This is a genomic window from Sphingomonas sp. BL2, assembly GCF_056680015.1.
In genome coordinates this window covers 36,385-61,218 of sequence record NZ_JBWXPL010000002.1, presented here as the reverse complement: position 1 = coordinate 61,218, position 24,834 = coordinate 36,385, and the positions used below count along the sequence as shown (strand labels likewise).

Genomic DNA, 24,834 nt, shown 5'->3' with positions numbered 1-24,834 from the left:
GAGATTACCGCGAGCAGCCATTGCTCGCGTTCCCGAAGGCACGCGGATCGTCAGCGTCGAGCGCATGTCGCGGGCGTTCACAAAATATCATCTGGATGACGGACGCGCGCTGCACCGGTTCAAGATGGAAGAGCCGCACGCCACGCCGCATGATCACCCCTGGAGTTTCGACACCGAGATCCTCGATGGCGGCTATGTCGAAGAGGTGTTCCACCTGAATCCGAGCGGCGGTTGGCACAGCGAACTCGTTCACCGGCTTCCCGGCGAAACCTACCATGTCGATGCCACGCACATTCACCGCATCGTCGAGTTGCCGACCGGCGAGTGCTGGACACTTGTTCGTGCAGGTCCCCATACGCGGGAAACCCGGTTCTGGCGGTTCGGAGACGTCGTCCAGTCCCGGGCCTGGCATGAGCGCCGATGGACGCGCTTAGGATAAGGCATCACGGCAAGGGTCAATCCACCGCAATATTCATGACGGCGTTGGCCGGGGAAGGGCATCGAGCGCTGCCGATACCTGCAGGCGCAGATCGTCATCCCGGGTGATCTCCAGCATCGCACTGAGGCTGCTGCGGGCGCCGGCCACATCACCTGCGACCAGCTGAAGTCTGGCGCGCTCCCACCAACCATGGGCGTGCGTGGGCGCCACGATCGTCATGCGGTCGTACAGTACCAGCGCACGCGCGGGATCGCCGGCCTGCTCGGCACGGGTCGCCTGGTTGAGCAACAGGCGAATGAGTGCGGATCGGTTCGACAGGGGAAGCATCCCGTCGGAAAACCGGGCCTGGCCTGTCATCTGCTCCAACAAGGCTTCCACCTGTGCAGGGGCAACGATACGACCATCGTTGAAGGGATCGATGATCAGCGGATCCGATGCGTCGCCGAGGCGGACCAGGACGTGGCCGGGGGTATTGAGCGGGATCGCCGACCAACCCAGGCGTCGTGCCATTGCCACATAGATGATCGACAGACTGATCGGCAGGCCGAGCCGTCGATCGACGACAGCGATCAGGTCCGCATTCTGCGGATCGTCGTAGTGCGTCCGGTCGCCGGAGAACCCGAACTCTTCGACCATCACGCTGCTCAGGGCCTGAGCCTGCGCGACGCTGCTTACCGCGTCGCCGTCAGCAGCGCGCAGAGCTATTTCTATGTCGGTAAGCTCGTCGAGATATTCGTCGAGATCGATACCGGGATGATCGAGCGCAGCGAGTTCGAGAGCGGCCAGATCAAGCTCGATCTCCCCGTCTTCCATTAGCCCGAGATGGAGGATGGTGTTGGTCATGAGCCGTTAGATGGGAGACTGCTTCGACGGTTTCTATGACGACGCCAGGATACGGCGCGCCTGATCCATGACCAGTTTATGATACGTGAGCAGCGACTGTGCGGCACAGCCGGTTCCGCCCCTGATCACGATCCTGGACCCTGCCGAAATCGATACTTGGCTGCGTGAAACCTACGACAATATCGTTGGCCTGCAGAAACCCTACGACCCTGCCAAAATGACCGTCCGGGGGCCTGTCTTCCCGACACGCAGCAAGGAACGGTAGCATTCGGCTATCCTTGGCATTCGAAAATGACCGCGCCGAACGATCCATTGTGTCCGCTGCGTGTTGTAAGACCGTGACAGGGAGCCGAAACGATGACGCAGGATGACGAACGCTGGATGCGCGAAGCCATTGCGATCGCCCGATCGAAGGGTTCCGACCCCTCGACCTCACCGCTGGGGTGCGTGATCGTGCTCGATGGCAAGGTTATCGCGGGCGAGCGCAACCAGACCAAGGAATTGCCGGACGCAACCGCGCATGCCGAGATGATGGCGATCAGACGGGCGTGTGAAAGCACCGGGGAATTGGAGCTGCGCGGTGCGACGCTCTACTCCACGCTGCAGCCCTGCGGCATGTGCACGATGGCGTCGATCTGGTCGAAGGTCGGGCGCGTTGTTTACGGGGCGGGCCGCGATGATGTCCACGAGATGTATTTCGAAGCACAGCACGTCGACACGCTGACGTTCATCGGCGACGCCTACCGCGACGATATCGTCATTGAGGGAGGCTGCCTTCGCGACGACTGCGCCAAGCTCTATTATGGTCCGGACGCAGAGCTGCCAGTCGACGAGCAGGCAAATCTATAGCGTGCTGCGGCTGCGCTAAACCGAACGAAACTTACCCCGGAGTCGGCGCGTTGCGGCGGTACCGGAGCAGTTTGCTTCGCGGCTATCCGCTCAGCGAGGACGCTATCATGGGCCTGTTTTCCAAAGACATCGTGACGTTCGACGACCTGTTCCTGCATCAGTTGCAGGACGTGTATTACGCGGAAAACCAGATCACCAAGGCGTTGCCGAAGATGGTTGACAAGGCGACGGCACCAGCACTGAAGCAGGGTTTCGAAACCCATCTGCGTGAGACGGAAGGGCAGATCACACGCATCGAGAGCATCTTCGACCTGCTCGGCGAGAAGGCAAAGGCAGTGACCTGTCCGGCGATCGACGGCATCATCAAGGAAGCCAACGAAGTCGCTGGCGAGATCGAGGACAAGGCCGTGCTCGACGCTGCGCTGATCGCGTCGGCACAGGCGGTCGAGCATTACGAGATTACGCGGTACGGCACGCTGATCGCCTGGGCGAACCAGCTCGGCCGCGCCGATATCGCAGCGATCCTGAAAGAGACGCTCGACGAGGAATATGCGACCGACGACAAGCTGACGGCGATGGCAACGTCGAGCGTGAACGCCAAGGCGGAAGCAGTTACCGCATAAGCGTTTCAGTGTCGGGGGGCCGATGCCCCCCGACCAGTTTCCAGCTTTTCATGAAAGGCACGTTCGATGGCCGACGATATCGCATTCACGCTTCCCGAAGCCCTGCGTGCGCAAAAGCACATGCGCGATGCGCTAGGCCTGGGCGAGGAACGGTTCCCGGTGCCCGCCTTCATCAACATGGTAAGCGACGAGATCGAGCAGCTGCGCGACGCTGGCAGGACCGGTGGCGAAATCGCCGCGCTTGTCAAAGAATCGAGCGGTCATGCGCTCACCGAAGCGGATATAGCGCGCTACTACACGCCGGTCGAAGACCGGCACTCCAACGAGCATTGAATCCGCCCCTACCAGGCCAGCGATTACGTCCCTTGTCAGGGGCAGGGGGCACAGGTTTGCTGTTCTGATCAGGACCACCGATCCCCGCGTCGGAGTAGCAGGAACAGATCGCGACCGGAGGGCTTATAACTGAAAGCCGTCTGGAGTGATCTTATGTTCAAAGATGCCGTGATCAAATCGATTGAGCTTAACGGTTTTCCCAGTTCGGTTGGCGTTGCTCCGCTGCCAAGTCGGCAGGAACGACGTCGCCAGGCAGCAAAGGCAAAACGACTGGCTCCCAAACACTGTGCGTGCTGCGCCCCGGACCAGAACTGATGGTCGCAGACCGGCCTTCGCCAATGGAAGCCAAGCTCGTAAATGAGCTGCCGGTCGAACCGGGCTGGCAATATGAGCCCAAATGGGACGGTTTGCCGTAGTTTCCGTATGGATCGTCACACAAGCAAGGGCAGCCGTCGTTCGATCGGACATTTTGGAAACTGATTAGATCAGCGTCAAAGGCTTGTAGATAAACCTCACGCCAATGTAACATACATGGGTTATCGATCCGGGTGACCGGAGCGCTCGCGCGAAGACGGTCTAGCCCTTGCCCAGAGGGGGATGCACCCCCCTCCCTGCGCACCGACAAAGGCGGTGCCACGAGCGCCTGCCGGCCAACGGCCGTCAGCATTGTCAGAGGTGAGGCTGCACGGTGTTTGTCGTATCGGGCACGGCTTTGTGCTATGAAGGCTCTCTCGAAAGGATCGCCCGATGAAGGTCGTAACGCCCATCACATCATCCACGCCGGCGATCAGTGAGGCAGAACGTGCGCACCGGCTGAGCGAGGTAAATTTCGCGCGAGGCAGTGTTCGCTACGAGGGTGGAATCCTCTCGGAGGAGATCGAGCGCCTTAACGCGCGCTACGTCGCCGGCGAAATTACCAGCGACGAGTTGACCGCCGCGATCCTCGCATCAGACACTGTTCGCGCGGCTTGATTAGCCAGCGCGAAGCCGCACTTACCTTTGCACGGCTTCGGGAGCTTCAACATGATCCTGTAAAAGGCCAGTTCGATGTGGCCCATCTCCAGGAAGTGCATCGTCGGATCTTCCAGGATCTGCCGGAACATCGCCCCGGCGAGTTCCGGCCGGACGCCCCGGGCCAATTCAAGAACCGCGAGCTGGAATCGTCGAGCGATCGCGTCCTCGTACCCTATGCGCTCCGGCCCGAAATCGACCGCAATCTCGGACCGACGCTCGCGGCGCTCGACGGGGGCAAAGCGTTAAAAGGCTATGACATGCTGGAGATGTCCGAGGCCGTCGCACAGACCTATGCGCGCCTCGACTACCTTCATCCGTTCCGAGAGGGCAACAGTCGCACGCTTCGGACCTTCACCGAGCAACTGGCGCACGAGAATGGCCACAAGCTTGATTGGGGCACAACGAATGTCACGCCTGAATCGCGCGACGCCCTCTACATCGCGCGTGACATGGCAGTGATTCAGCTTCGCAACCCCGGCGTCTCGATGGCGGACGCAATGGCCGCAAGCGAGCGCGAAGACTACGAACTCAAATACAAACTGGCGTCTCAAGTCGAGCGCTACAAAAATGCTGACCCGCTTGAGGAAGTGGTCAGACGCTCGCTTGAGCGGGGTCGCAATCAGGAGCCATACGACCGGCGCATGTCGATAAGGGAAGTAGCGCGCGAGATCGTCGCGATCGAGCCGATCGCCCAAAAACAGGCAGAGCGGAACGTCGAAGACATACGGCTCGCCGTCCTACGGAAGAAGGAGCCCGCAGCCGAACTCGACCGGGCGACCAACATGCGCGACTGGGTTGCCCGCGAAGGCACGGTCTCGGCGCTGACAGACCGCCTGGCGAACGTCAGCAGCGGCCATATCACGATTATCCACGAACCCGGCGCGTCGGCTCTAAACCGGCTGACAGCCGTCGCCGACGGCATTAACCTCGAACTGGCGAAACAACGAACCGACCCGACGCCCGCGATAACGCCCCCGGTTCGGCAGATCGATCGCGGCGACCTCGAGCACTGAGCAGACCAATGAGTACGGCTGAGAAGCGTCCTCGACCCGGTCGTCGTCGCGCTAGCGCGACCACCGAACGTATATCACCAAACTACGCTGCTTTCTCTCCGACCGTACAAACACCGTCGAAAAGCTTACGGACCTGCTGCTTTGGCGGAACAGCAAGACAGTCGCTGATCGCCGCTTGGTTGATTTTCCGAGCCCTCTTCGTCCGGGTTCCAAACGGGCTAGCAGCTTCAGACGCGGACGAGGGCGTGGTACTATGCCTCGTGGTGGCCGCGCCAGTGTCATCTGCAGCCTGCGTCGCCTCGATCACGCGCAAGCTATTCGCCGCGATTGCGGGGTCGACGCGGATCGGGGGCATTTGCGGCACTGGTATCTTGGTGCGCTCGATCAGGTGCTTTTCCGCGTAATAGCGGACCTTCTTGCCGTAGGTCGCGTACATGCCCCGCCGGAAGACGATCAGATCGTTTTCCGGCAGCAGCTCGACTTCCTGTGGGAGCATCAGCGGCCGGCGCTGATCTGACTCCGACGTCGATCCGCCTCCGCCACCCCAAGTGCCCATCGAGCGCGACCGTGCCTTGTACGTGTAACTGCCGAGCTGGTCCGAAATCTTCTTCGCCTCGGACAAGGCGGCCGGACGGAGCACGAGCCGCACGGCGCAGTTGCGCTCGATGTCGGCCGCGACCTTGTCGCCATAGACGCCCTGAATCTGCTCGAGCGACTGAAACGCCGGCAGCATCCGCAATCCATAGCCAGCGACATAGCTGAAGGCGTTCGCCAGCACGGTGCATTTGCCAAGGCTGGCGAACTCGTCGAGTGCGAGCAGCACCTTGACCTGGTGGAGGCCCTCCTTTGGCAATTCGCGGACGTTGCGGTCGATGAGCTGCTGGAAAAGCAGCCCATAGATCGGCGCGACCCGTTCCAGATCGTCCGGCGAGACGCCGAGGTAGAGCGAGATCCGCTTGTCGCGGAACTCGCTCAGATCGAAATCGCTCTCTGACGTCGCCGCATCGACATACGGGTTGAGCCAGGCATTGATCTTCGACGTGACGGACTGACGCAGGCCGGAGAAGGTGTTTGCCGATGAGCCGGTGTAATCCTGGATCGCCGAGATGCACGCGGTCGAGAGCGGCTTTCCGGCCCTCTCGCGAGCAGCGATGATCTTGGGGAAACGGCGCTGTGCATCGACGGCCGCGAACTGGCGATAAACCTCGCCGAGCGTAAAGGGGAGGGCGTTCTCCCCATCGTCGACGGTTGCGGCGATATACGCTGTGACGCCGAGGAATGCGGTGCGCGCGCCCTCGGCCCAGAACTTCTCGCCAGTCAGCGGATCGGGGTAGAGCATCGCGGCGATCTTTTGCAGCTCGTTGACGACCTCGATCGGATCACGCCGGTTGATGTAGCCCAGCGGGTTCCACCGCACTGTGCGGCCACCCGTATCGAGTGGATTGAACAACAGGACGATCTGACGAAGGATCTCTTTGCGATAACCAGCTGTGTTTTCGTAATTCTCCTGCTTGATGTCGAGAACGACCAGCGAGTCCGGCCAGTCGAGCAGATTGGGGATGATGACGCCGACACCCTTACCCGCGCGGGTCGGTGCTTCGAGCATGACATGCTCGGGGCCACCAAAACGCATCACCTTGCCGTTGAATTTGCCCAGCACGATGCCGGTCTGGGATAGCAGCAGGCCCTTCTTAACCTCGTTGATGCGCGCCCAGCGTGCTTCGCCATGCAGCTTTTGTCGCGTGAACAGCGTCGAGATGATGATGATGACGGTCAGCACCATGCCGACCCCGAAGCCGATCAGGAACGGCTGATAGACGATGGGATAGCCCTTGAGCGCCCAAAGCGCGGCGGGCACCTTGCGCCACGGCGTATGTGCATTGAGCAAGTGCGCCTTGAACAGGACGGCGACCGCGCCGATCGCCGCGCTCATCACCAACCCAATCAGCGCCAAAAACGCGATAGCTGCCGGCTGCGACCCCTCGTCGCTTCGCATCCATTTACCGCTCACGCCATAGTCTCCCTAATCGTTCGGCTTGCTCGCTGGATCGAACCAAACTTCCGTCATGCGATAGCGCGCCGGCCGACCCTCACCAGGCGGCAGCCGGTGCATCTGCACCACGATATCGACCAGCGAGCGCAGCAGCGACCGGATGTCGTGGCGGTCGAGATCGTTGCCGCCCTCCGACTCCTTGACCAGCAGGGTCAGCTGCTCGAACGCGCCCTCTGCCGTGTTGGCGTGGACAGTTGTGATCGAGCCGGGATGGCCGCTGTTGACGTTGCGCAGGTAGAAGAACGCCGTGCCATCGCGCAGCTCCTGCAGGAGGATGCGATCGGGCCGCATCCGCAGCGCCGATTCCAGCAACTCCTTGGCGCCGGCCTTCTGGAGGCTCTTCCCGTCCTTGGCGTACATCATGTGGACGTGGTTGCGCTGCGGCACGACCAGCTCGCGCGTATCCTCGATCGTCAGGATCCGCTCATAGTCGGGGATCAGCTTGATGAGCCCCTTTGAGAAGCTCGTCTTGCCCGAGCCGGTAGCGCCGGAAATCATGATGTTCTTGCGCGCCTCGACCGCCAGCTTGAAAAAGCCACGCCAGTTCCCCGCTGCGCGCAGGCGCAAGAGATCAGCATCGACATCCCCGTACAGACCGTGCGCGCGAACCTCGCTGAACAGTCCGGCGCGCTCGAAATCGTCAATGTTCATGGTCACGCCCGACGCCTTGCGGATCGTGATCGAGATGAAGCCTTGCTCGACGGCCGGGGGAACGACGACCTGTGCGCGTTCGCCCCCCGGCAGGACCGAGGAGCAGACCGGATATTCGGAGTTGATGTCCTGCTTGGTCAACCCGGCGATCAGCTTTGCCAGCGTCATGAGAGCGGCATTGTCGAGCGCCGGCTCGTCATGCCATTCCCACCCGTTGCGCGTCTCGAGACCGATCATCCCGGGCTCGTTGATAACCAGCTCGGTCACGTCGTCGCGAAGAAGATGCCGTCGGATCGGCTCGGCATTATGCTCGTAGATGAGCGACGTTGGGCTGGATGCCATCGGCTTAGCGCCTTAGCCCCACGTCATAAACCGAGCGAAAATCGAAGTCCTTGGCGACGAAGATCGCAGCGGTGTCGCCCTGGTTCTTCTTCAGGATCGGTTTGATCTGCATCGTTTGCTGCAAGACGGTCTGGCCGACTTGCCCCGGAACCTGCGTCGTGTTGCTCCCCTCGTTGGCAACGGCACGACCGGCGATCTGCGAGGCATCCTCCAGCACCGAGATGACAAGCCCGATGCCGAACCGCGCCCAGAACTGCGTGTCGACACCACCTGCAAGCCCTGCGCGGCCGAGACTGTCGGCCGCGGGCGAGCCGAGATCGATCGCAACACCACGGGGGGTCAGAGCGCGGGTCCAAAGCACGAACAGGCGAGCCTGCCCCTGCGTGATGCCGCCCGAATACTGCCCAAGCACCTTGGTCCCCTTGTCGATGAGGACGATGCGACCGTTCTCGGAATAGACGTCGTGATTGATGACGCACGACACGAACCCGGCCTGGGTCGAATTGATCGCGGTCTGAAGCGTGCAGGGGATCACTGTACCCGCGCTCAGCAGCAGATTCCGGTCGGCGACCATGGTGGCGCGCACGGTCTGGATCGCGGAGTGGCTGAGCTGGTCGTTGAAATCGGTGGCGCCCTTTGCCGGCGCAGTCGGCGCATCGGCACCCGACGGCCCGAAACCGCTTGCGCCGAACCCTTGTCGCGCAACCGTGGATTGCCCGCCACGCGACCCATCGCCTTGGCCCGCCCCTTGCTGCCCTTCCATGCCCGCGCCAGGCACGGCCGATGCCGTGCCGGTATTGCCGAAGGCCATGATCGGCGATCGCCGCGCCGCATCCGCCATCGCGCGCGCTTGCTCGGCCCGTCGCTGCGCGGGCGACTGCTGCCCGTTTGACGCGGTCGTGGTTGTCGAGACGGGGTTCGCGTTCGCATCCGCAACCTGGGTACCGGCCGCAGGCGTAATCGGTCGCCCGAACACGTCAGTCTGTACAGCGTTAGGTTGCCCAAGCTGGCTCGCCAACGCCGCCCGCTGCGCGTTCGCAGAGTCCATCACATCGTCCACAGATCGCTCGCTGGCCTTAGCGGGCTGAGCTGCCGACGCGGTGCTGGCGGACTGGTGAAACGCGCTATAGCCAATCATGAGGCCACCGATCGTGCCGAGGAGACCGACCCCGGCGCCGATCAAGGCGATGTTGCCCCACCCGCCACTGCGTGCGACCGGGCTATCGATATCGCTCGAAGGGATGGTATCCGCAGCGACGTCGCCGCCCCGGTCAATGACGGTGCCGACCATGTTACTGTCCCTTCACTTTACGTTCGACCACGTTGGAGACGGTGCCCGTGCGATCGCCGCGATCATTGCGCAGCGGAGCCTCGTTGTAGACGCACAGCACCGTCGAACCGCGCCGAAGGCGGATCTGACGATAGACTGCATGGATCACGACGAAATCCTCGCGAACATCGTAGGGGACGATGGTCTCGGTCCCGTCGACGTCGACTGCGAAGATCGAGGGAATGTCGGCGTGCCCTGGATAGCGCAGTACCGTGAACTCGCCATTGTCGGAGATCTCGGTCGGTTGCAGCGCGGAGTCGCCCTGCACCATATAATTCATGTTCCGAGTGCCCTCGATTACGGCATGGTCGAGCGCCGCCTGGGCGACGTTCGTCTCGATCGCCTTGGCGGTTTGCGCCTGGGCGAGCTGCACCTGGAGCGCCGCCATGGCGTGTTCCTCGCGCGGATACCGGAAGCGGACACCGTACATCGTATCGCCCGTTCCGAGCGACAGATTGAAATGGTAGGTTCGCGGCGTTCCGCCCGCGTTCGTGATAACGATCAGGTTTGTCCCGCCCGCCTTCTCACGCGGCTTCAGGAAGACGACGTTGCCGACCGGGGCGATTTGCCACGACACCGTGTCGCCGAGTGCCGCCTGCGTCACCGTCTCGCCGGGACTGAACTGGATCTCGATCGCGTGGCGGAAACTGCCGACGATCGTCACCACCTGGTCGGGATCGTAATTGACGTTGCGAACGCGCGCGTCCTTCCCGCCAGGGATAGGGGTCTCCGACGCAAATGCCGCTTGTGGCATCAACGTGACCGCAGCGGCCCCGACGATCGAGAACGCAATCAGGCGCTGCCACACCGCCCCAACCCCGCGCCAGAACCGGCTCTTCGAGCCGATATCTGTCACCACCAATTCTGTCGTTGATGGTGACAGGCGAACAGCCAGCTTCTTGCGAAGCTCTGGCATGAAGGGGACGACGACGCGCTCGCCATCGTCCGACGTGTTTAACTGATCGCGCATCTCACGCCTCCGGGTCGGAACGATAATTGACGACCTGGAAGCCGAGCGGATCGATGTTGCGATCCTTCTCATGCTCGGGCGCCGTGGTGTATCGGTAGGTCATGATCGCGTTCCAATTCTGCGCGACCGGTGTGTTCTGACCGATGGTGATGATCTTGGTGTAGCGGACCTGCGCGACCGTTGGGCTCAGGAAGCTGATCGTCCGGATCGAGATCGAGACGAAGCCCTTGTCGCCGTAGATGTTTGAAGGCGCGTTCTTGTTGTTCGCCGAGACACCATTCAGGTAACGCGCGCCCTCGAGCTGGTCGCTCATCAGCATCACGGTATAGGCGTTTTCACGCGCAGCATCGTTCAGCCAGCCTTCGCGCAGCCGAACATATTGCGAGATGAAGTAGCGGTTGACAGCATCGTCATAAGTACGCGGCTGCGGACCCTTCAGGGCCGTGATGACCTGCGTTTCGCCGGACGACTTGTCGACCCGGATGACATAGGGCTCGACGGTCTTCAGCGGGGCTAGCATCGCTACGGCCGCAACCGACGCTATGACGAGGGTGCAGGCCCCCGCGGCAACACCCCAAGCGATCTTGCTGGACTGGATAGCCGCCCGCATACGGTCGTATTCCCACGTCCTCGAGGTCTCGAAGTATTTCTCTTTATCTTCGGACTTCACCGCGCCCATGGCGTCGATCCCTTCAGCAGGAGGAGTAGGACAGCGCGACACCCGGCTGGGGCATCCTTGGCGCTGGTCGCGGAATATTCATCGCCCAGGCTCGATCGGCGCAACTGGTGCTGTGTCAGGCGTCTGGGACGGGGAAGGCGTGGGTGCCGAAGCGGGCGCGTCATCCCGCATCAACACCGGATCCGACGGTACGACAGGAGCCGGCGCCGGTGTCATCGCACTGCTTGGCGGCGCGACCATCGACCGACCTACGCCTTGCTGGGATGCCGGAAGCGGCACTGGCAGGCTGGGCAGAATCGTCCCGTACAGGTTCGCTGGGCGGCGATGCTTGCCGTCACAAACCGATGGCGGTTTAATGGGAGTCCCGGTGCAGCCACTAACCGCGACCGCGCCTAACGCCACGATGGTCAGCCTTTTCATACGGTCTCCGTTCGTATCTTTGCCGCGCGAGCGGTGTGCGTGATTGGTAAATCGAGAGCGGCCGGTCAGCCGATCTACGACGATCGACTTGCGGACCCGCCCGGACTGCCTGGAATGAATTGTTTCTGCTGCGTCGCGCGCCGGAACATGAGCTTGTTGGACAACATGTTGGCGCCGGTTGAGAGGAAGCCGTGGCCGCCAGATGACGCGCCACCCGCAATCCCAGCGGCAATCGCCGGCGACTGAAAGAAGAAGATCGTGCCGACAATGTAGATCGCCGCGCACGCGATCGTGGCGACGACCATTAGATCCATGTTTAGGTCAGCATAGAGACCCTCCATGTGAACGAACTTGGTGCCGTCGCCGATCGCACCAAGGATCCCATCCATCGCCGCTTCTTGGAGACCGGTAATAAACTTGGTCATGATTGCCATTATGACCATTAGCAGAATGTAATTTGCGGTCTGCTTAAGCCATCCGTCGAACAGCCAACGAGTCGAGTTAAAGAGCAGGCAGGCTAACGCTAGCGGGGCTAATGCCACGCAGATCGCAACCGACAATTTTGCGAAGGTGACGATGCAGAACCCGACGGAGGCGGAAAGGAAAGCGAAAATATAGAGGATGCCAATGCAGCCATATGTAACCAAGGAGGACCGCAACTGGATGATTGGCGTACGAAAATCAGTTATACCCTGTGAGGGCATCGCCTGGATTCTGGCGTTTGCGGCCTGCATCCGCTTCGACAGCTTGCCCGTGTCTGAGACATAGAGGTCGAAGGTATTGCCAGGATTGGTCACGGGTGTACCTGAACCTGCCGCGATGATTTCGCCGGGCAGGTTTGTCGCCACGTTCACTACGAAAGCTGAGTACCCGATCGCACTTGCGGCCGCGAGTGCGAAGCCGACTTTGCCCGCTTGAAATACGAGTTCGCGAAGGGGCGCCTGTATCGCCCCACGTAAAACAGCGAAGCCCAACAATAAGAAGTATATCGTCGCCGCCAAGGCGAGTGGAGCCGCGACGAAACTAACCAAACCAGACCCGAAGCTCGCCACGGCCCCCGTGATGGCTGATTCTACATAGCCGTACATGGTCGTGAACAAGACCATGATGTTTACTGGAGTGGAATCCATCGGACCGACCTTGTACCTCCCGGATGCTCGCCTGATTTAAACGCTGTTGAATTTTTTGACTGCAACAGACCGGGCCGCTTCCTGTGTGGTGAAACAGAAATTCTGTTTCTGATCTGCAGGAAGGTGGCTGTACTCCCCGGCGTCACATTTAGCCTGCCATTCACTGAGGAGCTGAGGATTGGCCATCAGCTCATTGGTCGTGGGAACCTGAACATTCTGATTGCAGGCACTCGCGGCCAAGATGAGCGGTACAATGAAGAGCTTACGCATTTTCACTTCCTCAAGATGTTCGCGTCGTAGAAGGACGAGGCATTCCGCGCGGTCGCAGTCTCCGCAGCCGAAATTGCGAGGTTCGCCTCACCAGCCTGTGCCATCTGGATCGCCTGCATTTTCAGCATGTCATTCTGCAGGTGCGCCTGCTCGACCGCGATACGGGCTTGCAGATCCATCACGTCCTTGGGATCCTTGGCCGTATCGAGTTGTGCCCGAAGCTGGTCGAGGCCCTGCATCCGGGTCTGGGTGATGCTGAGCGTATTCTCGCCCAGCGCCGCCATCGTCGCTGCCGATCCAGTCGAATCCTTCAAAGCCTGGCTATACGCCGCGTCAGCGTCCGAACCTGAGGACGAAAGCGCGTAACGCGACTGGATGCTGGTTGCGAGCGACCCTAGCGAGCCAACCTTCGACAAATCGCCGCTCAGAAGCGTCGACGCATCGATCGTCGTGTTAGGCAGGATGTTGCGGACCTGTGAGTTGAGCAACTGTGGCGCGATGCTGTTAACGTTGGTCAGCTTCGACAGGGAATTGAACGAGTCCTGCGCCTGCTGAATTTGCTGCTTGCCCTGGTCGATCATCTTGACCGTATTCTGGACCTGCGCGAGCGCCTGGACGTAGGTCGAGGTATCGAACACGGGGATACCCTGGGCCGAGGCCGGCGACGCGAACGCAGCGAGCGCGACCGGCGCGGCTGCAACCATGATGATGTGCTTTAGCGACATGTCAGCTTCTCCGTTGGTTGGCGTAGAAGTGCGGCAGCCACGCCGCGGGATCGTTGCCTGCCAGGGCAATGGCCTCCTCCATAGCGACGAGGGTTTCCTCGCGACCAGAAAGCACTTTCAACTCGTTCGGCATCCCACCCAGATCGAGCTTCGCCACGATCGAGGTATGGCCCTGCTTGACCAGGAAGGTGCGGCTCTCCGGCGTCAGATCCTCGCGGATCAGCCGGTACTCGGCCTCCGTCAGGCCTAACCCCTCGCAGTAATCCGACCGCTTGGCGTCCGAGTTAGGCAGGAGGATCTTGGTCGCCGTCTGCTCGATGATCGAGTGCGCGATCGGTGAGCGCAGCGCATCGGCCGGCGACTGCGTGCCAAACACCATGAAGGCGTTGCGCTTACGGAAGGTTTTCAGGCCGTCCTGCGCAAAGGCGCGGAACGCATCATCCTCAAGCGCCTTCCAGAACTCGTCCACGTCGACCACGACACGCTGCCCGTTCAGCAGCTCGTCGACACGGTGGAACAGGTACAGCATCGTCGGCGTGCGGATCTCCGGGTTTTCCAAGAAGTCCGTCATGTCGAACCCGACGAACTGCGCCGCCATCGACACCTCGTCCTCCGGTCCGTCGAACGCCCAGCCGAGCGGCCCGCCCAGGCACCAGCGCTCGAGCCGCGCCCCGATGCCCTCGGCATCGGCGTAGCCCAGCATCTCGCGCAGCGCGCTGAACGAACGCGATGGCGCCGGAAGGCGCATCACCGCGTCGATACCCTCGTCGATCAGTCGCTCTTCGGCGACGCTGAGCGGGCGGTTCTCGCGGCGCACCAGCACGCGGATGAACTGCCGCAGGAACGCAATGTTGTGCGGGCTGGCGGTCAGCCCCTTCAGCGGTGCAAAGCCGGTTGGCTCGCCATTACGCAACGCCAGGTAGGTGCCGCCACAGGCGCGCACGAAGATCTCCGCACCGCGATCCTTGTCGAAGAAGACCTGCTTGGCGCCGGTCTTTTCGAGCTGCGCTTGCAGGAAGTTTTGCAGCACCGTCTTACCACCGCCTGTTGGGCCGATGATGAGCGTGTGGCCGATATCGGCGCGGTGGAAATTGAACCAGAACGACGAGCCCGCCCGCGTCTTCAGCAGCGTGACCGCATCGCCCCAGTGATTCCCAGACTTGCGACCGGCCGGGAAGGTGTAGAACGGGCTAAGCGCCGCGAAATTGCGCGTGTTGATGACCGCAGGGCGTGCGCGCATCCGGAAGTTGCCGGGAAGCTGCGCCCAGAAGGCGGCTTCCAGTGCGACGTCCTCGCGCGCCATCACCATGCCCGTATCGGCTGCGGCCGACCGGGCGATCGACAGGCGCTCCAGCAGCCGCTTCGGATCCTCGTCGATCACCGAAATCGATAGATGATGCTCCCCCATGGCGAAGCGGTTCGCCATGAGATCGTCGACACCCTCGAGCAGCTCCTCCGCCTGGCTGACGCCGGCGTCGTCCGACGACACCATCTGCTTGTATTTTTTCGTGAAGCGATCGCTCGCAATCGACTTCACCAGCGGCGCAAAACTCTGCGTCAGCACGAAGGGGAAATCGAGCGTCAGCAGGCTGTTGAACTGCCCGCTACGCGTGCTGGCGACATATTCGCGCACCCCGAACATGCCGAGGTAATGGGATTTGTGCGGCAAGCGGATCTCGGCCGCTTCGCGGCCAAACACGATGCGCGAGGAATAGAGCGCTTGACCGAGCCTGCCGTTGAGCAGTGGGATACGAATGCGATCGCCCGTCAGGATGAAGTGCAACACCTCCATCGGTTCGGAAAACATGACGCCGTTATGCTCGTAGAGCGACAACGCCTCCGGCGCGACGTCGGCAAGCAGCGATTCAAAATCGCGACATTTGTCCGCCATGAGCGTCATCGCGCGATCATCGATCTGTGCGTCGGCCTGCTTCTTCGAGAAGAAGCGCCCCACCTGATCGCCGGCCATGCTCGACGGGCGCACAAGGATCGTGACGTAAAACTCGTTATGGTAGAGAACCTTCTCGCGCAGCGTCTCCGCGTACCTGTCCTGCAACTGACGCGCGAAGGCGGAGTGAAAATCGCCTCCGAGAACCGGGTCGGTCACAGTGCGCACAAGATGCGTCCACATCGCCACGCGATCATCACCGATCGAGCGCCACGCGATGTTGAGCTTGCTATGCCATGTGTTGAGGTCGGAAATGTCGCTGGTCTCGAACGACCGCCCATCGACGCGGTACATGCGCATGAGCGAGCCGTCTTCGAGCGCGACCAGTGTGTCGTCGGCGTGTCGCGTATAGGGGATGAACTTGATATCATCCGCCTCACGAAGCGCGATCTTCTTATGCTTCAGCTTGGAATCAGTCATTGCCGAAATGCTTCCGCTTCACGCCTTTGGCGAGGCGAACGGGAGAGTAACTTCCGCCCCCCCAGAACTTGCGATTCTTGGATAGAAAGCCCGTCTGGAACCACAGGCCCCACAGCCGGAACGCGTTGAAGTCGTAGTGACAGATCGCGCGTGCCGGCAGGTAGAGCGCCCCGAACAAGGCCAGGGGGTAGAAGGGATTATGGAATATCCCCCAGAACACCATGCAGACCATGATGATCGGCAGGATCGCCTCGAGCGGCAATCCCATGAACACCGATGGCCTGGTCAGGGCGAGGAACACTCTATCCTCGGCGAGCTTGTCTTCCATGTTATGCCGAGCCGCCCATCCAGCCGACGATCGTCGCGGCTGAGAAGATGATGCCGATACCGATCAGCACCGTGACCGCTTTGCCCCAGTCCATCCGGCCGGTCAGCTTGGCATAGCCGACCGCCATCACGGCAATCACGCCGACGACGGAGGCTACCGTCGTCATCCACGTCTTGATCGTGCCGAGCCCGGTCTCGATCGACGTACCGCCGCTCTGTGCGAGGGCGGGCTGCGCGATCGCAACGAGGGCAACCGCACCTGCGATGCCGATAATTTGGCGAGCACGGCGATCGGACATCATCCGGCCCATCGGCTGAGTGAACTTCATACGGGTCTCCATGGTTTGCGTTTACCTCTCGAGGTCGGGGGTAATTTGGATCGGTTCGACTTGCCGAACGGGGGTTGACTCACGCACCGAAACATCCAGGCCGCGCGCCAGCGCGGCCGAGACCAATTCGCGGCTCTCGAGGTTGGCGGACATGATCCGGTCCGCGTCTCCTTCGAACGCCGCGCTAATATGCTGCTCCATTGCCACCTGCGCTTCGACCGCATTGGCAAGGCGTGGGTCAGCCGCAATCCGCTCGGCGTTGCCGCGCAGGAACAGCTCCGCCAATTCCTCATTCTCGTCTCGCGCGGCGTCAGCGCCGTGCACCCGCTTCTCGCGAACGATTGCCGGTTCGGACTGCTGATGCGGATACGGTATTAGCGTCCCAGCCCGTTCGTCCGCCCGCTCCGACTCTACAAACGACGCGACCAACTCTTTCGCCACCTCATGACGATTGAGCCCCGACCGAACGATGTAGACCGCATCCGCGACCTCACCCTCCCACTCACCCGCGCGCGCCATCTTGCGCAGATCGTCGGGCTCGTAGCCCGCTTTGGAGAATGAGCTGACCAGCGTCGGGCTTTCGAGCGCACGTTCCAACGCACCGTTAAGCGCCTCGTTGTTCACTTCGAGGCGCTCGTACCGGAACTCCCGTTCCATCGGTTCCAGGTTCGGTGTGAGGCTCTCGGAGAGCGCCTTATGGTCCTGGGTATAGACGCTCAGCGTTAGCAGCGGACGCCTGTCGGCATCCGACAACTCTGTGCTGCCTTGCGCTGGCGCTGCTTCCGCAACGGCTTCCCGACCGACATCGGCCGACCGCGCCGGAGCCGTCGCTTCGATCGCCACGGCTGCTGCGATCGGCGCAACCTGTTCGACCACAGGCACAGGCTTTGCCGCCGCCTTGCGCTCGCGCCGTGCTTCTTCGGCACGCCGCACATCCGCCATCCGCTCCTGTTCGGCGAAGCTCGGTTCATAACCGCGGACCGTCAGCCCCTCGCGTGATCCGGCCTCCCATACGGCCTTCTTGAACTCGGGCGATCCATCGACGTCGATACCCTCCCAACCGTTATGCTTGGCGATCTTCACGAGCGCCGCGACGGTTTCAGGGTCCTCCTTCCGAGCAACGATCCGATCGCCGTTGCCCAAGACCTCGATCGACGGGTCACCGCGATCACCGGGTCGAAACATGCCCATACGAACTTCGTTGGGGTCTTTTGCCGGGACAACGCGAACGTCGTACCGCTCGGCCAGATCGGGTGGCAGCTTGAAGCCAGCCTCTCCGGCTTCCGGCTCCACGTCCCGCCCAGGCCGTGCGACGATATTATCCACGCTCATTTGAAGACCTTGACTGAGTTGGAAGCGATCTGACCGACCACCCAGCTATCGTCGCTACTAGCGGGCTTGGCCGCGCTGGTTGCAGCGGCCGACACAGCGGGCGCACCTGGAATAGGCGGCGCGGCCTGAATCGTGCCCATTCCGCTCGCGGCCGACCACACGCGGCCGACATACCCGTTGCGAAAGCCCCGCGTCAGCGTGCCGGTGTTGTACAGCGAATAGGTCGCGGAAATCGCGTCGAGGCCGCTGTAGTGGCGGCTGGCGAGACCATAGCCCTCTTGCAGCAGCGACGACGCGAGACGCAGGTTCGTGCACGGATCGAACGCCTGTTCGACGCTGACGCCGAGCCGCGCGAAATTGGCCGAGTTGATCTGCGCCAAGCCCACATCGACCGTGTAGCCCTGCGCCACATAGCGCCGAACCAGCGCGGCACCCTCGGCAATAGAGCCGGCGCGCACGCGCGGGCCACGATCGACGTTAATCGCAAGATCGTCGCCGCCACTCTCCGTAACGATGAGCGGCACGACCGCTTCAGTCGCGACCTCGGACGCGCATTGCTGCACCAGCACGGTGAGGGCGGCAATGGCGTGCATCATTGCTGCGTCACCGTCTGGTAGCGCGTATCCAGCGAGTAGCGCGACGTGCTGCCGTCGGGCTGGGTCACGGTCATGGTATAACCGTGCTTCGCCGACTTGGTTTTTATGCCGACCCCGGTGCAGGACGGAAACCCGCCGCCCATCGCCAGCGCGTTCCACAGCTTCGTGATCGGAGGCACGCACTCCGCGTACTTTGTCGGCGACCCCGGCGTAGCGAGGCACAGGACCACCTGGCAGCCCCAATCCGACGCATACGCCGGTTGGGGCGCCGCGACGGCGACCAAACCGCCCGCGCACAGCGTGATCGCTCCCGTGGCACCGCTCAGCTTATTCAGAACACGTCGCATCATGAACCACCTCCCTGAGAAGCGCGCCAAGTCGCGCTGGCGAAGACGTCCCATTGTGGCGGGGCCTTTGCTGCGGTTTGCAGGACCGAGGCCGGCGCGGTGTGCGCATCGGTCGCAACCGGTGCCGACGCCGGCGCATCAGCGCTGGCGACGTTGACGATCCAGTCTTCATCCTCCTCGACCGGCCGTGTCCGGTCGATCACTTGACCGGGACGCGCGAAGGCGACGTGCCAATGATTGGAGTGTCCGCGATCACCCGGGCCTAGCAGCTCGATCAGGTGGATCCCGCTCTGTCCCATCAGCGCGCGAATTTGATCGCGGTTGATCGAATTGACGCCACCTGCCGGCACGAAATCGACCGCCTGGCCGACCTTGTGCCAGCTAAACCGCGCGCCGTAGCTCGCGTTCATAGGGCGGATCGTGTCGGTGATCCGGGCGTCGAAGGCGCGCCGGACCAGCGCGGCGACATTCGAGACCGTCGGCGCATCGTTTGCTGGCGTGCCAGCCGCCCCATCATCGATATGCGCGAGCGAGCAGGCATCGAAAACTGATGCGGGCGTAACGCCGTAGGTCGCAAAGTCGCGTCCGCTAATCGCAAGTGGCCCCGCCACGAAATCCGCGCCCAACGTGATGAGATCCCGAACAGTCGCTTCTGCGTCCGCTTCGGTAACGGGCTCACGGCTCAGCGCCGCGCCTGCATGTACCGAGATCGCATAAGGCGTTGGCAGCGGCGTCACACCACCTCCGAGCCCTGCGGCGCAGAGCTGGATCGCCTTTGCCGTGAGACCCACTGGAAGCATGACCGCCTTCCGTAAGCTTAGTACAGATTTGATCCTTATTGCATAACTGACGGATTTGGCAACACCAATCGCAAGGTGGCAATGACGTATCTGGTTATTGCGACTTTGAGATCGCTTCCGCTGTCACGCTCTCGCCCGGTTGCCGATCCGGGTCGCCTGGCGTAGAAAATCTCTTTTTTAGTCGTGACGGCGCGAAGCGTCGTCGCGGTCTCAGGATAATGCGCTTCGCGTAAAGGGCAGAAGATTGGGCAAAAGCGTCGCTTTCCTCGCGCAAACACCGGGCTCGGCGACGATCGAAAACCAACAATCATGCCTCAACCCTGATGACATCGAGGTCCTCGCGGGCCGCAAGACGTTCAGTCAGCTCAGCGAGCTGCTGGAGCGCAAGGGCATCGGCCTTGAGGCCGGTGATCGCGTCAAAGTCCATGATCTTTCATGCCTCGCGATCGCGACCCCCATGCTCGTGCGAGCGATAGCCAAGTTGCTTCAGAATGGCGTCAGCTTTGAAATCTGTACGCCCCGGATTATTGTCGAGCCCGGCGCCGATGATAAACTCCACGCGATGCTCGATGCACTCGACAGCCATTACCGGCACCTACACGGCATAAAGACGCATCCTGCCGAGATGTCGTCCCCAGGTCGCAAGCAATTGCTTGGTCCCGATAAATTACCGGAAATCCGCGAACGACTGAGCGCTCCAGGTGCGACCGCCACGGACGTCGCCCAAGAGCTAGGCGTCGCCCGGTCGACGCTCTTCAACTACCTCGAGCGATACGACCTCGACCGCCGCGCTGGTCGGGAGAAGAAGGGCGTGAACCGGCGTCCCGAGAACAGCGGCGATGACAGTCATGTCGCGGAAAGTGACCGGGACGAGACTGCCGGCTAGGATGCGATCGACCCGGCTTGACGGCAGCGCGCTTCGCTCCGCAAGCTCGTCCTTTGATAGCCCCATTTCGCCGAGCAAGGCTTGAACTCGGTCCGCAAAACGCGATCGCACCTCTGCGCTATCCCGCACAGCTATCCCTTCTGCCCCCGATGCCATGGTGGGTTCCGCCTGAGGGCGGCTCGACACCCTGGTCATGCCGCTAACGACGAACGGACGAGCGACATATCGAGGGGACCCGGCTCGTCCCAACGGCCCTCCGGTCTGATCGCCATCATCGGATCTATCCCGAACCGGATTTCGAGCGGATCCGCGGTCAGCTCCGCGACGATCTCGACATATTCCACGTCTGAGAACCAGAAGGGCGGGCGTTCCGGGATGACCTCAAAACCCAGACGCTGCCAAAATCCGACCAGGTCCGAGCGGGAATGTCCGTATATCCGGCGGAAGCCCTTCCGCGCACAGTGAGCGAGTGCCGCTTCGACCAAAGGCCGCGATAAGCTCCGGCTTCGATACTCGCGGCGAATGGCAAGGCGTTCGAGCTTCGCAAAATCCCCGAAATAGCGGATGCGAATGCACGCAGCCGGATCGTCACCGACATAAGCCAGAAGCTGTGTCGCACAAAAATCGTTGCCGTCGAACTCTTCCTCGTAAGGGCATGACTGTTCAGCTTGGAAGGTGGCGGAGCGGACCGAGAAGACCTTGGCCATATCCTCGATCGAGCGTGCCACGCCGACGTGCATATGCCCCCGACGTGCCCGTTCGATGGTCCGGGCGATATCGATCGGTACGGCATTGTCCAGGCATGCCGCAACCAAATGGGCGGAGGCCCCGGGGAACATCTCCTGAGCCGGACGGAAACCGACAGCACGTTGGATGCTCGCCGAAGCATCCGTCGCTTTGTACGAGAATATGGCGCAGCCCTCCGGACAAAGTTCGCGAAAGAGCCGCGCTATGGGTTCGAACATGTGGATCAACAGCCCCGGCGCGACGATCAGCCAGATCGCGATAGCCGACGGTTTTTCGCCTGCCGAGCAGATCCATGCCGGGTCGGGCCTGCTGCCATCATACCGGCTGGTCATCAGCGCCCATGCTCCGTACGCATTGAGCGGGAGGTAGGCGAAGATGCCCGCTGGCCCATCTTCCCCGGGCACGGTTACGGATCGGACGATATCAGGGTTCTTCTCGAGCATTCGGGCAACATGGACGCCGTCCGCCAAAGAAAGCAGCGCGCGCACCTCATCGATCATCTTCATGGTGCTACCGGAAGGGAGCCGCTGCAGCCGGACTTGCCGACGGTGATTACGCGCGATGAGCGCACCCATGCGCTCGTTGAAGCAACCATCCCAGAAAGAGGTCGGTTGGGAGCCTATCGGATTGCCAACGTCTTGAAACATTCGATATCCCCGGGGCTGTCATGCGAACGGCGTCGTAGCGGAGGTGATATTGCGAAGGCGTCTGACTGACAGGCTCATAAAAGTTGAGCCACGTGTTCCAGGGGTGAACACTGAACACCATGCCGAGTTCGCCGACCTGCAATGGGACGACGTGAGGCTGTTCCGGGCCATCCAGCGGCTCGGCAGCATGCGAAAGGTTGCTTCGGATCACGGGGTCGTGGTCAACACGATACGGCGGAGGATCGGGCGCACTGAGGCAAGGCTCGGTCTGACCTTGGTACATCGCAGCGCCAACGGGATCGTGCTTGCCGAGGACGGAGAAAAGCTCCTTAGAATTGGCGAGGCGATGGGCCACGCCGCAGAGTGGGATCTTGCAGCGAGTAGCAAGGACGTTCTCGTGAAGCCTGGAGAGCTCACCATCGCTTGCACCGAGGGTATCGGAACATTGTGGCTCACGCCGCGGATGTCGAGGCTGCAGGCGGTCCTCCCCGAAATGACCATTGGTTTGGATTTCGACTACAATCTTGAGCGCGACCGGACCCACGAGGCCGACATCTGGTTGACGTATGAACAGCCAACGCAGGCGGATCTCATTGCCTCGAAACTGGCCACGATTCATTTCGCTGTGTATGCGAGCCAAAGCTACATTCAGCGCCATGGCATTCCATCAACGATGGACTCGCTTAAAAATCATCGGGTTGTGGAGCATGTCAGTCCTGGTGTGCGCTCGGAACTTCTCGACTTCCTAATCGGTACGGAACGTCCCCAAGGCTTCATCGCGATGCGAACCAACTCGTCGCTATCTCAGCTTTGGTCGGTCACGAGGGGGGTTGGTATCGGTGCACTGCCGACATTTGTCAGCGAAATCACAAGTGCTGCGGCTCCCGTACCTCTGGAATTGAGCATACGACGGGAGCTCCGCCTCGTATATCGTTCCAAGGCTAAGCCATCCCCAGCCATTCTTGCGGCAGTGAAATGGCTCCGTGAGTGTTTTGACCGGGCGATCCATCCGTGTTTCGCTGATACCTATATCGATCCGAAGACCTTTCGCCGGGACTCTAGCGACACCAACATCGTCAACATTTTCCCGGATACCTTCGACGAGATCAATTGACGACGCTTAGCCTCATATCGCGCCCAGCTCCCTGGCTACTCGTCGGTAGGACGCAATAAGTCCCATATCTCCAGACCTAACGCTGCCGAGAGCTTTATCATCATGTCCAGCGTCGGGTTCGCACGGCCCCTCTCGATCGAGGACAGGTAGCCGATCCCGATCCCCGTACGCTTATAGATGTCGGTCTGGGTAAGCCCAAGCACCTTCCGTCGCGCCTTGACGCGCGCTCCGAAGGCAAGCGCGGCCGGCTGGATGATGTCCTCCAGGTGAAGTCTTGTCGTCATTCAAAGGTCTCGTGCCGAAGCGATCACGGCCACAAGTCCGTGCTCATCTTGTGACATCTTAATTGACGGCGAACCGATATCCAAGGAGGCCCCAACCATGGGGTAGCCGGCTCCTCCCGGGGTCAGTATGCGGATTCCTGTGATGGCGCGCAGGCAATCTCGTATGATGGCGCGGAGCGTTCCTGGATATCGCGATCAGTTGCGGCCACTCGGTCGACATGGTTGGGTGTCAGTTTCGTGAGAGGTGATGGGGTGGACGCCACAGATGGCTCGGGAAATCTGGACAGGCTGCTAAGTGGAGTTTCTGCCTGAAGGGGGCCAGCATGGCGCCGAACAGGAGATCAGTGACGAAACGAACACGTTGGAACCACAGCCCGGCCTTCAAGGCGAAGGTGGCGTTGGCTGCCGTGAAGAGCGAAAAGACGCTAATCGAGTTGGCGCAGCAGTTCGACGTACATCCGAACCAGATCACGATATGGCGCGGCCAGCTGCTGGGAGGGGCGGCAGGAGTTTTTCAGGTCGGACGGCCATAGTGAACCAGCCAAGCCTGCAATTGATGTAAAGACGTTGCATGCCAAGATCGGCGAGTTGACGCTGGTGAACGATTTTTTGTCCGGGGCGCTCGGGAAGGCGGGACTGTTGCCGAGCGCAAGACGATCGAACACGTCTGCCTTCGCGTGATGCAAGCCCTTCAGGGGGCATGGGACGTCACCTGATAAATAATAGAAACATTAACAAACACCAGAATGGTACAGCGAACACAAAGCTTATCGCGATTCCACGGAGAGGCTTTGCCTCTTGCTGCACTTTTTCAACCCAAAGCCTCTTCATACACCGCAAATATGGACTTATCTAAAGTTGAGCAAGCTGAATAGCCTTACCCCTGGTGACGCGATTGAAACCGCGCTCCGTCGCATGAACCTCATCGTCGAGGCCGGTGTCGCGGAGATCATCGTTGGCGACGCCACGTTACGCGGCGTCTCGCTAGGTTAATGCACCACACGTTGCCCAGGGTGGCAGCGTGCAACGCTGTCAAAGCAGCCTCCCAAGCCGGTTTGGCACATGCGATCTCGGGTCATGACCGCACGGCATTCTGCTCGACGATCGGCTCTGTCGTCGCTGGTCTGGCAGCGCGCGGTGACGGTGAGATGCTTGTGCTCGCGCTTGACGTCAACGAGGGCGATGCCAGCCGGCTGTTCACGGTAACCGAGACCGAAAGGATCTGGCCGGAGCTGACGACGATGCTGCCGGTCGGATTGCCGGCGATCGCCCCGTTCGAGCACTGGGGCTGCGTTGGCCAACAAACCTAGTGTCCTGACGTTCTATAAGCATCCGTCCCGGCCATTACATCGTGACGCAGGCCATGCCTTGGC

29 protein-coding genes and 1 pseudogene are annotated in these 24,834 nt (G+C 61.3%); 12 read left to right on the top strand and 18 right to left on the bottom strand.

Annotated elements, in window-relative coordinates; translation table 11 throughout:
* Positions 1 to 64 precede the first annotated feature (64 nt).
* A complete protein-coding gene (locus tag AC1ME3_RS18755) occupies positions 65 to 439 on the top strand; it encodes a hypothetical protein (RefSeq protein ID WP_480955943.1) in 375 nt (124 codons plus the stop codon).
* Positions 440 to 472: 33 nt separating this feature from the next.
* Here the strand turns inward: AC1ME3_RS18755 and AC1ME3_RS18750 are convergent, their stop codons facing one another.
* Positions 473 to 1,282 (bottom strand): SirB1 family protein, encoded by an 810-nt coding sequence (locus tag AC1ME3_RS18750; RefSeq protein ID WP_480955942.1) that lies wholly within the window; start codon positions 1,280 to 1,282, stop codon positions 473 to 475.
* Positions 1,283 to 1,639: 357 nt separating this feature from the next.
* Between AC1ME3_RS18750 and AC1ME3_RS18745 the strand changes: the two genes are divergently transcribed.
* The 5 genes from AC1ME3_RS18745 to AC1ME3_RS18725 all read left to right on the top strand — a co-directional run bounded on the left by AC1ME3_RS18745 (position 1,640) and on the right by AC1ME3_RS18725 (position 5,114).
* A complete protein-coding gene (locus AC1ME3_RS18745; RefSeq protein ID WP_353454180.1) occupies positions 1,640 to 2,131 on the top strand; it encodes a nucleoside deaminase in 492 nt (163 codons plus the stop codon).
* 107 nt (positions 2,132 to 2,238) lie between these two features.
* Positions 2,239 to 2,754, top strand: coding sequence for a YciE/YciF ferroxidase family protein (locus AC1ME3_RS18740; RefSeq protein ID WP_480955941.1), 516 nt, complete (start codon positions 2,239 to 2,241; stop codon positions 2,752 to 2,754).
* Between the two features lie 66 nt (positions 2,755 to 2,820).
* A complete protein-coding gene (locus tag AC1ME3_RS18735) occupies positions 2,821 to 3,087 on the top strand; it encodes a hypothetical protein (protein ID WP_480955940.1) in 267 nt (88 codons plus the stop codon).
* A gap of 747 nt (positions 3,088 to 3,834) precedes the next feature.
* Entirely contained in the window at positions 3,835 to 4,059 is a 225-nt protein-coding gene (locus AC1ME3_RS18730; RefSeq protein WP_480955939.1) for an antitoxin VbhA family protein, read from the top strand.
* Positions 4,056 to 5,114, top strand: a complete 1,059-nt coding sequence (locus AC1ME3_RS18725) for a Fic family protein (RefSeq protein WP_480955938.1) — start codon at positions 4,056 to 4,058, stop codon at positions 5,112 to 5,114. The genes AC1ME3_RS18730 and AC1ME3_RS18725 overlap by 4 nt, the downstream gene beginning before the upstream one ends.
* An 82-nt stretch (positions 5,115 to 5,196) precedes the next feature.
* Here AC1ME3_RS18725 and AC1ME3_RS18720 read toward each other — a convergent pair whose 3' ends face one another.
* From AC1ME3_RS18720 to AC1ME3_RS18665, 12 genes are all read right to left on the bottom strand, one after another.
* Positions 5,197 to 7,125: a type IV secretory system conjugative DNA transfer family protein gene (locus AC1ME3_RS18720; protein ID WP_480955937.1), complete on the bottom strand. Its 1,929-nt coding sequence runs from the start codon at positions 7,123 to 7,125 to the stop codon at positions 5,197 to 5,199.
* Between the two features lie 12 nt (positions 7,126 to 7,137).
* On the bottom strand, positions 7,138 to 8,160 hold the full coding sequence (gene virB11 / locus AC1ME3_RS18715; protein WP_480955936.1) for a P-type DNA transfer ATPase VirB11: 1,023 nt from the start codon (positions 8,158 to 8,160) through the stop codon (positions 7,138 to 7,140).
* Between the two features lie 4 nt (positions 8,161 to 8,164).
* On the bottom strand, positions 8,165 to 9,451 hold the full coding sequence (virB10, locus tag AC1ME3_RS18710) for a type IV secretion system protein VirB10 (RefSeq protein ID WP_480955935.1): 1,287 nt from the start codon (positions 9,449 to 9,451) through the stop codon (positions 8,165 to 8,167).
* A 1-nt stretch (position 9,452) separates the two neighbouring features.
* Positions 9,453 to 10,460 carry a TrbG/VirB9 family P-type conjugative transfer protein gene (locus AC1ME3_RS18705; RefSeq protein WP_480955934.1) on the bottom strand — a complete coding sequence of 336 codons (1,008 nt, stop codon included), beginning with the start codon at positions 10,458 to 10,460 and terminating at the stop codon, positions 9,453 to 9,455.
* Position 10,461: 1 nt separating this feature from the next.
* Positions 10,462 to 11,139, bottom strand: coding sequence for a VirB8 family type IV secretion system protein (locus AC1ME3_RS18700; RefSeq protein ID WP_480955933.1), 678 nt, complete (start codon positions 11,137 to 11,139; stop codon positions 10,462 to 10,464).
* A 494-nt stretch (positions 11,140 to 11,633) separates the two neighbouring features.
* On the bottom strand, positions 11,634 to 12,665 hold the full coding sequence (locus AC1ME3_RS18695; RefSeq protein WP_480956092.1) for a TrbL/VirB6 family protein: 1,032 nt from the start codon (positions 12,663 to 12,665) through the stop codon (positions 11,634 to 11,636).
* Between the two features lie 60 nt (positions 12,666 to 12,725).
* Positions 12,726 to 12,959 carry an EexN family lipoprotein gene (locus AC1ME3_RS18690; protein ID WP_480955932.1) on the bottom strand — a complete coding sequence of 78 codons (234 nt, stop codon included), beginning with the start codon at positions 12,957 to 12,959 and terminating at the stop codon, positions 12,726 to 12,728.
* Positions 12,960 to 12,961: 2 nt separating this feature from the next.
* Complete coding sequence (locus tag AC1ME3_RS18685; protein ID WP_480955931.1) at positions 12,962 to 13,684, bottom strand: TrbJ/VirB5 family protein; 723 nt, start codon at positions 13,682 to 13,684, stop codon at positions 12,962 to 12,964.
* Between the two features lies 1 nt (position 13,685).
* Positions 13,686 to 16,052, bottom strand: coding sequence for a VirB4 family type IV secretion/conjugal transfer ATPase (locus tag AC1ME3_RS18680; RefSeq protein WP_480955930.1), 2,367 nt, complete (start codon positions 16,050 to 16,052; stop codon positions 13,686 to 13,688).
* Entirely contained in the window at positions 16,045 to 16,380 is a 336-nt protein-coding gene (locus AC1ME3_RS18675; protein ID WP_107955824.1) for a VirB3 family type IV secretion system protein, read from the bottom strand. The genes AC1ME3_RS18680 and AC1ME3_RS18675 overlap by 8 nt, the downstream gene beginning before the upstream one ends.
* A 1-nt stretch (position 16,381) precedes the next feature.
* On the bottom strand, positions 16,382 to 16,708 hold the full coding sequence (locus AC1ME3_RS18670) for a TrbC/VirB2 family protein (protein ID WP_426283629.1): 327 nt from the start codon (positions 16,706 to 16,708) through the stop codon (positions 16,382 to 16,384).
* A gap of 21 nt (positions 16,709 to 16,729) precedes the next feature.
* Entirely contained in the window at positions 16,730 to 17,791 is a 1,062-nt protein-coding gene (locus tag AC1ME3_RS18665) for an LPD7 domain-containing protein (RefSeq protein ID WP_480955929.1), read from the bottom strand.
* On the opposite strand from AC1ME3_RS18665, the gene AC1ME3_RS18660 reads away from it, so the two are divergent.
* The gene (locus tag AC1ME3_RS18660; RefSeq protein ID WP_480955928.1) at positions 17,774 to 18,073 is read left to right on the top strand and encodes a hypothetical protein; all 300 of its coding nucleotides are present in this window, start codon (positions 17,774 to 17,776) and stop codon (positions 18,071 to 18,073) included. The two genes, AC1ME3_RS18665 and AC1ME3_RS18660, sit on opposite strands and share 18 nt — an antisense overlap.
* Here the strand turns inward: AC1ME3_RS18660 and AC1ME3_RS18655 are convergent.
* Genes AC1ME3_RS18655 through AC1ME3_RS18645 form a run of 3 tightly spaced genes read right to left on the bottom strand, consistent with a single transcriptional unit; the run spans position 18,037 to position 19,783 of the window.
* Positions 18,037 to 18,636: a lytic transglycosylase domain-containing protein gene (locus AC1ME3_RS18655; RefSeq protein ID WP_480955927.1), complete on the bottom strand. Its 600-nt coding sequence runs from the start codon at positions 18,634 to 18,636 to the stop codon at positions 18,037 to 18,039. The genes AC1ME3_RS18660 and AC1ME3_RS18655 overlap by 37 nt on opposite strands.
* On the bottom strand, positions 18,633 to 18,986 hold the full coding sequence (locus AC1ME3_RS18650) for a hypothetical protein (protein ID WP_480955926.1): 354 nt from the start codon (positions 18,984 to 18,986) through the stop codon (positions 18,633 to 18,635). The genes AC1ME3_RS18655 and AC1ME3_RS18650 overlap by 4 nt, the downstream gene beginning before the upstream one ends.
* Positions 18,983 to 19,783, bottom strand: coding sequence for a lysozyme family protein (locus tag AC1ME3_RS18645; RefSeq protein ID WP_480955925.1), 801 nt, complete (start codon positions 19,781 to 19,783; stop codon positions 18,983 to 18,985). Before AC1ME3_RS18645 ends, AC1ME3_RS18650 begins: the two co-directional genes overlap by 4 nt.
* A 244-nt stretch (positions 19,784 to 20,027) precedes the next feature.
* On the opposite strand from AC1ME3_RS18645, the gene AC1ME3_RS18640 reads away from it, so the two are divergent.
* The gene (locus AC1ME3_RS18640; RefSeq protein ID WP_480955924.1) at positions 20,028 to 20,669 is read left to right on the top strand and encodes a recombinase family protein; all 642 of its coding nucleotides are present in this window, start codon (positions 20,028 to 20,030) and stop codon (positions 20,667 to 20,669) included.
* 191 nt (positions 20,670 to 20,860) lie between these two features.
* On the opposite strand, the gene AC1ME3_RS18635 is transcribed toward AC1ME3_RS18640, so the two are convergent.
* A complete protein-coding gene (locus AC1ME3_RS18635) occupies positions 20,861 to 21,922 on the bottom strand; it encodes a GNAT family N-acetyltransferase (RefSeq protein WP_480955923.1) in 1,062 nt (353 codons plus the stop codon).
* Between the two features lie 244 nt (positions 21,923 to 22,166).
* On the opposite strand from AC1ME3_RS18635, the gene AC1ME3_RS18630 reads away from it, so the two are divergent.
* A complete protein-coding gene (locus tag AC1ME3_RS18630; protein ID WP_480955922.1) occupies positions 22,167 to 23,177 on the top strand; it encodes a LysR family transcriptional regulator in 1,011 nt (336 codons plus the stop codon).
* Positions 23,178 to 23,212: 35 nt separating this feature from the next.
* On the opposite strand, the gene AC1ME3_RS18625 is transcribed toward AC1ME3_RS18630, so the two are convergent.
* Positions 23,213 to 23,461 (bottom strand): helix-turn-helix domain-containing protein, encoded by a 249-nt coding sequence (locus AC1ME3_RS18625; RefSeq protein WP_426283620.1) that lies wholly within the window; start codon positions 23,459 to 23,461, stop codon positions 23,213 to 23,215.
* A gap of 344 nt (positions 23,462 to 23,805) precedes the next feature.
* Between AC1ME3_RS18625 and AC1ME3_RS18620 the strand changes: the two are divergent.
* The 3 genes and pseudogenes from AC1ME3_RS18620 to AC1ME3_RS18610 form a co-directional block, all read left to right on the top strand.
* Positions 23,806 to 24,120: pseudogene (locus AC1ME3_RS18620) on the top strand (transposase); the annotation flags it as partial.
* Between the two features lie 199 nt (positions 24,121 to 24,319).
* A complete protein-coding gene (locus AC1ME3_RS18615; protein ID WP_480955921.1) occupies positions 24,320 to 24,454 on the top strand; it encodes a hypothetical protein in 135 nt (44 codons plus the stop codon).
* Entirely contained in the window at positions 24,454 to 24,771 is a 318-nt protein-coding gene (locus tag AC1ME3_RS18610; protein ID WP_480955920.1) for a hypothetical protein, read from the top strand. Before AC1ME3_RS18615 ends, AC1ME3_RS18610 begins: the two co-directional genes overlap by 1 nt.
* The last annotated feature ends 63 nt before the right edge of the window (positions 24,772 to 24,834 follow it).

Excerpts from the sequence above, each read along its gene's own strand:
- AC1ME3_RS18655 (WP_480955927.1), bottom strand. The coding sequence starts at position 18,636 with ATGATGCACGCCATTGCCGCCCTCACCGTGCTGGTGCAGCAATGCGCG.
- virB11 (WP_480955936.1), bottom strand. The coding sequence starts at position 8,160 with ATGGCATCCAGCCCAACGTCGCTCATCTACGAGCATAATGCCGAGCCG.
- AC1ME3_RS18650 (WP_480955926.1), bottom strand. The coding sequence starts at position 18,986 with ATGATGCGACGTGTTCTGAATAAGCTGAGCGGTGCCACGGGAGCGATC.
- AC1ME3_RS18685 (WP_480955931.1), bottom strand. The coding sequence starts at position 13,684 with ATGTCGCTAAAGCACATCATCATGGTTGCAGCCGCGCCGGTCGCGCTC.
- AC1ME3_RS18690 (WP_480955932.1), bottom strand. The coding sequence starts at position 12,959 with ATGCGTAAGCTCTTCATTGTACCGCTCATCTTGGCCGCGAGTGCCTGC.
- AC1ME3_RS18660 (WP_480955928.1), top strand. The coding sequence starts at position 17,774 with ATGCTTGGCGATCTTCACGAGCGCCGCGACGGTTTCAGGGTCCTCCTT.
- AC1ME3_RS18730 (WP_480955939.1), top strand. The coding sequence starts at position 3,835 with ATGAAGGTCGTAACGCCCATCACATCATCCACGCCGGCGATCAGTGAG.
- AC1ME3_RS18625 (WP_426283620.1), bottom strand. The coding sequence starts at position 23,461 with ATGACGACAAGACTTCACCTGGAGGACATCATCCAGCCGGCCGCGCTT.
- AC1ME3_RS18670 (WP_426283629.1), bottom strand. The coding sequence starts at position 16,708 with ATGAAGTTCACTCAGCCGATGGGCCGGATGATGTCCGATCGCCGTGCT.
- AC1ME3_RS18705 (WP_480955934.1), bottom strand. The coding sequence starts at position 10,460 with ATGCGCGATCAGTTAAACACGTCGGACGATGGCGAGCGCGTCGTCGTC.
- AC1ME3_RS18740 (WP_480955941.1), top strand. The coding sequence starts at position 2,239 with ATGGGCCTGTTTTCCAAAGACATCGTGACGTTCGACGACCTGTTCCTG.
- AC1ME3_RS18755 (WP_480955943.1), top strand. The coding sequence starts at position 65 with ATGTCGCGGGCGTTCACAAAATATCATCTGGATGACGGACGCGCGCTG.
- AC1ME3_RS18735 (WP_480955940.1), top strand. The coding sequence starts at position 2,821 with ATGGCCGACGATATCGCATTCACGCTTCCCGAAGCCCTGCGTGCGCAA.
- AC1ME3_RS18695 (WP_480956092.1), bottom strand. The coding sequence starts at position 12,665 with ATGGTCTTGTTCACGACCATGTACGGCTATGTAGAATCAGCCATCACG.
- AC1ME3_RS18680 (WP_480955930.1), bottom strand. The coding sequence starts at position 16,052 with ATGACTGATTCCAAGCTGAAGCATAAGAAGATCGCGCTTCGTGAGGCG.
- AC1ME3_RS18745 (WP_353454180.1), top strand. The coding sequence starts at position 1,640 with ATGACGCAGGATGACGAACGCTGGATGCGCGAAGCCATTGCGATCGCC.
- AC1ME3_RS18750 (WP_480955942.1), bottom strand. The coding sequence starts at position 1,282 with ATGACCAACACCATCCTCCATCTCGGGCTAATGGAAGACGGGGAGATC.
- virB10 (WP_480955935.1), bottom strand. The coding sequence starts at position 9,451 with ATGGTCGGCACCGTCATTGACCGGGGCGGCGACGTCGCTGCGGATACC.
- AC1ME3_RS18645 (WP_480955925.1), bottom strand. The coding sequence starts at position 19,783 with ATGCTTCCAGTGGGTCTCACGGCAAAGGCGATCCAGCTCTGCGCCGCA.
- AC1ME3_RS18700 (WP_480955933.1), bottom strand. The coding sequence starts at position 11,139 with ATGGGCGCGGTGAAGTCCGAAGATAAAGAGAAATACTTCGAGACCTCG.
- AC1ME3_RS18675 (WP_107955824.1), bottom strand. The coding sequence starts at position 16,380 with ATGGAAGACAAGCTCGCCGAGGATAGAGTGTTCCTCGCCCTGACCAGG.
- AC1ME3_RS18635 (WP_480955923.1), bottom strand. The coding sequence starts at position 21,922 with ATGAAGATGATCGATGAGGTGCGCGCGCTGCTTTCTTTGGCGGACGGC.
- AC1ME3_RS18610 (WP_480955920.1), top strand. The coding sequence starts at position 24,454 with ATGCACCACACGTTGCCCAGGGTGGCAGCGTGCAACGCTGTCAAAGCA.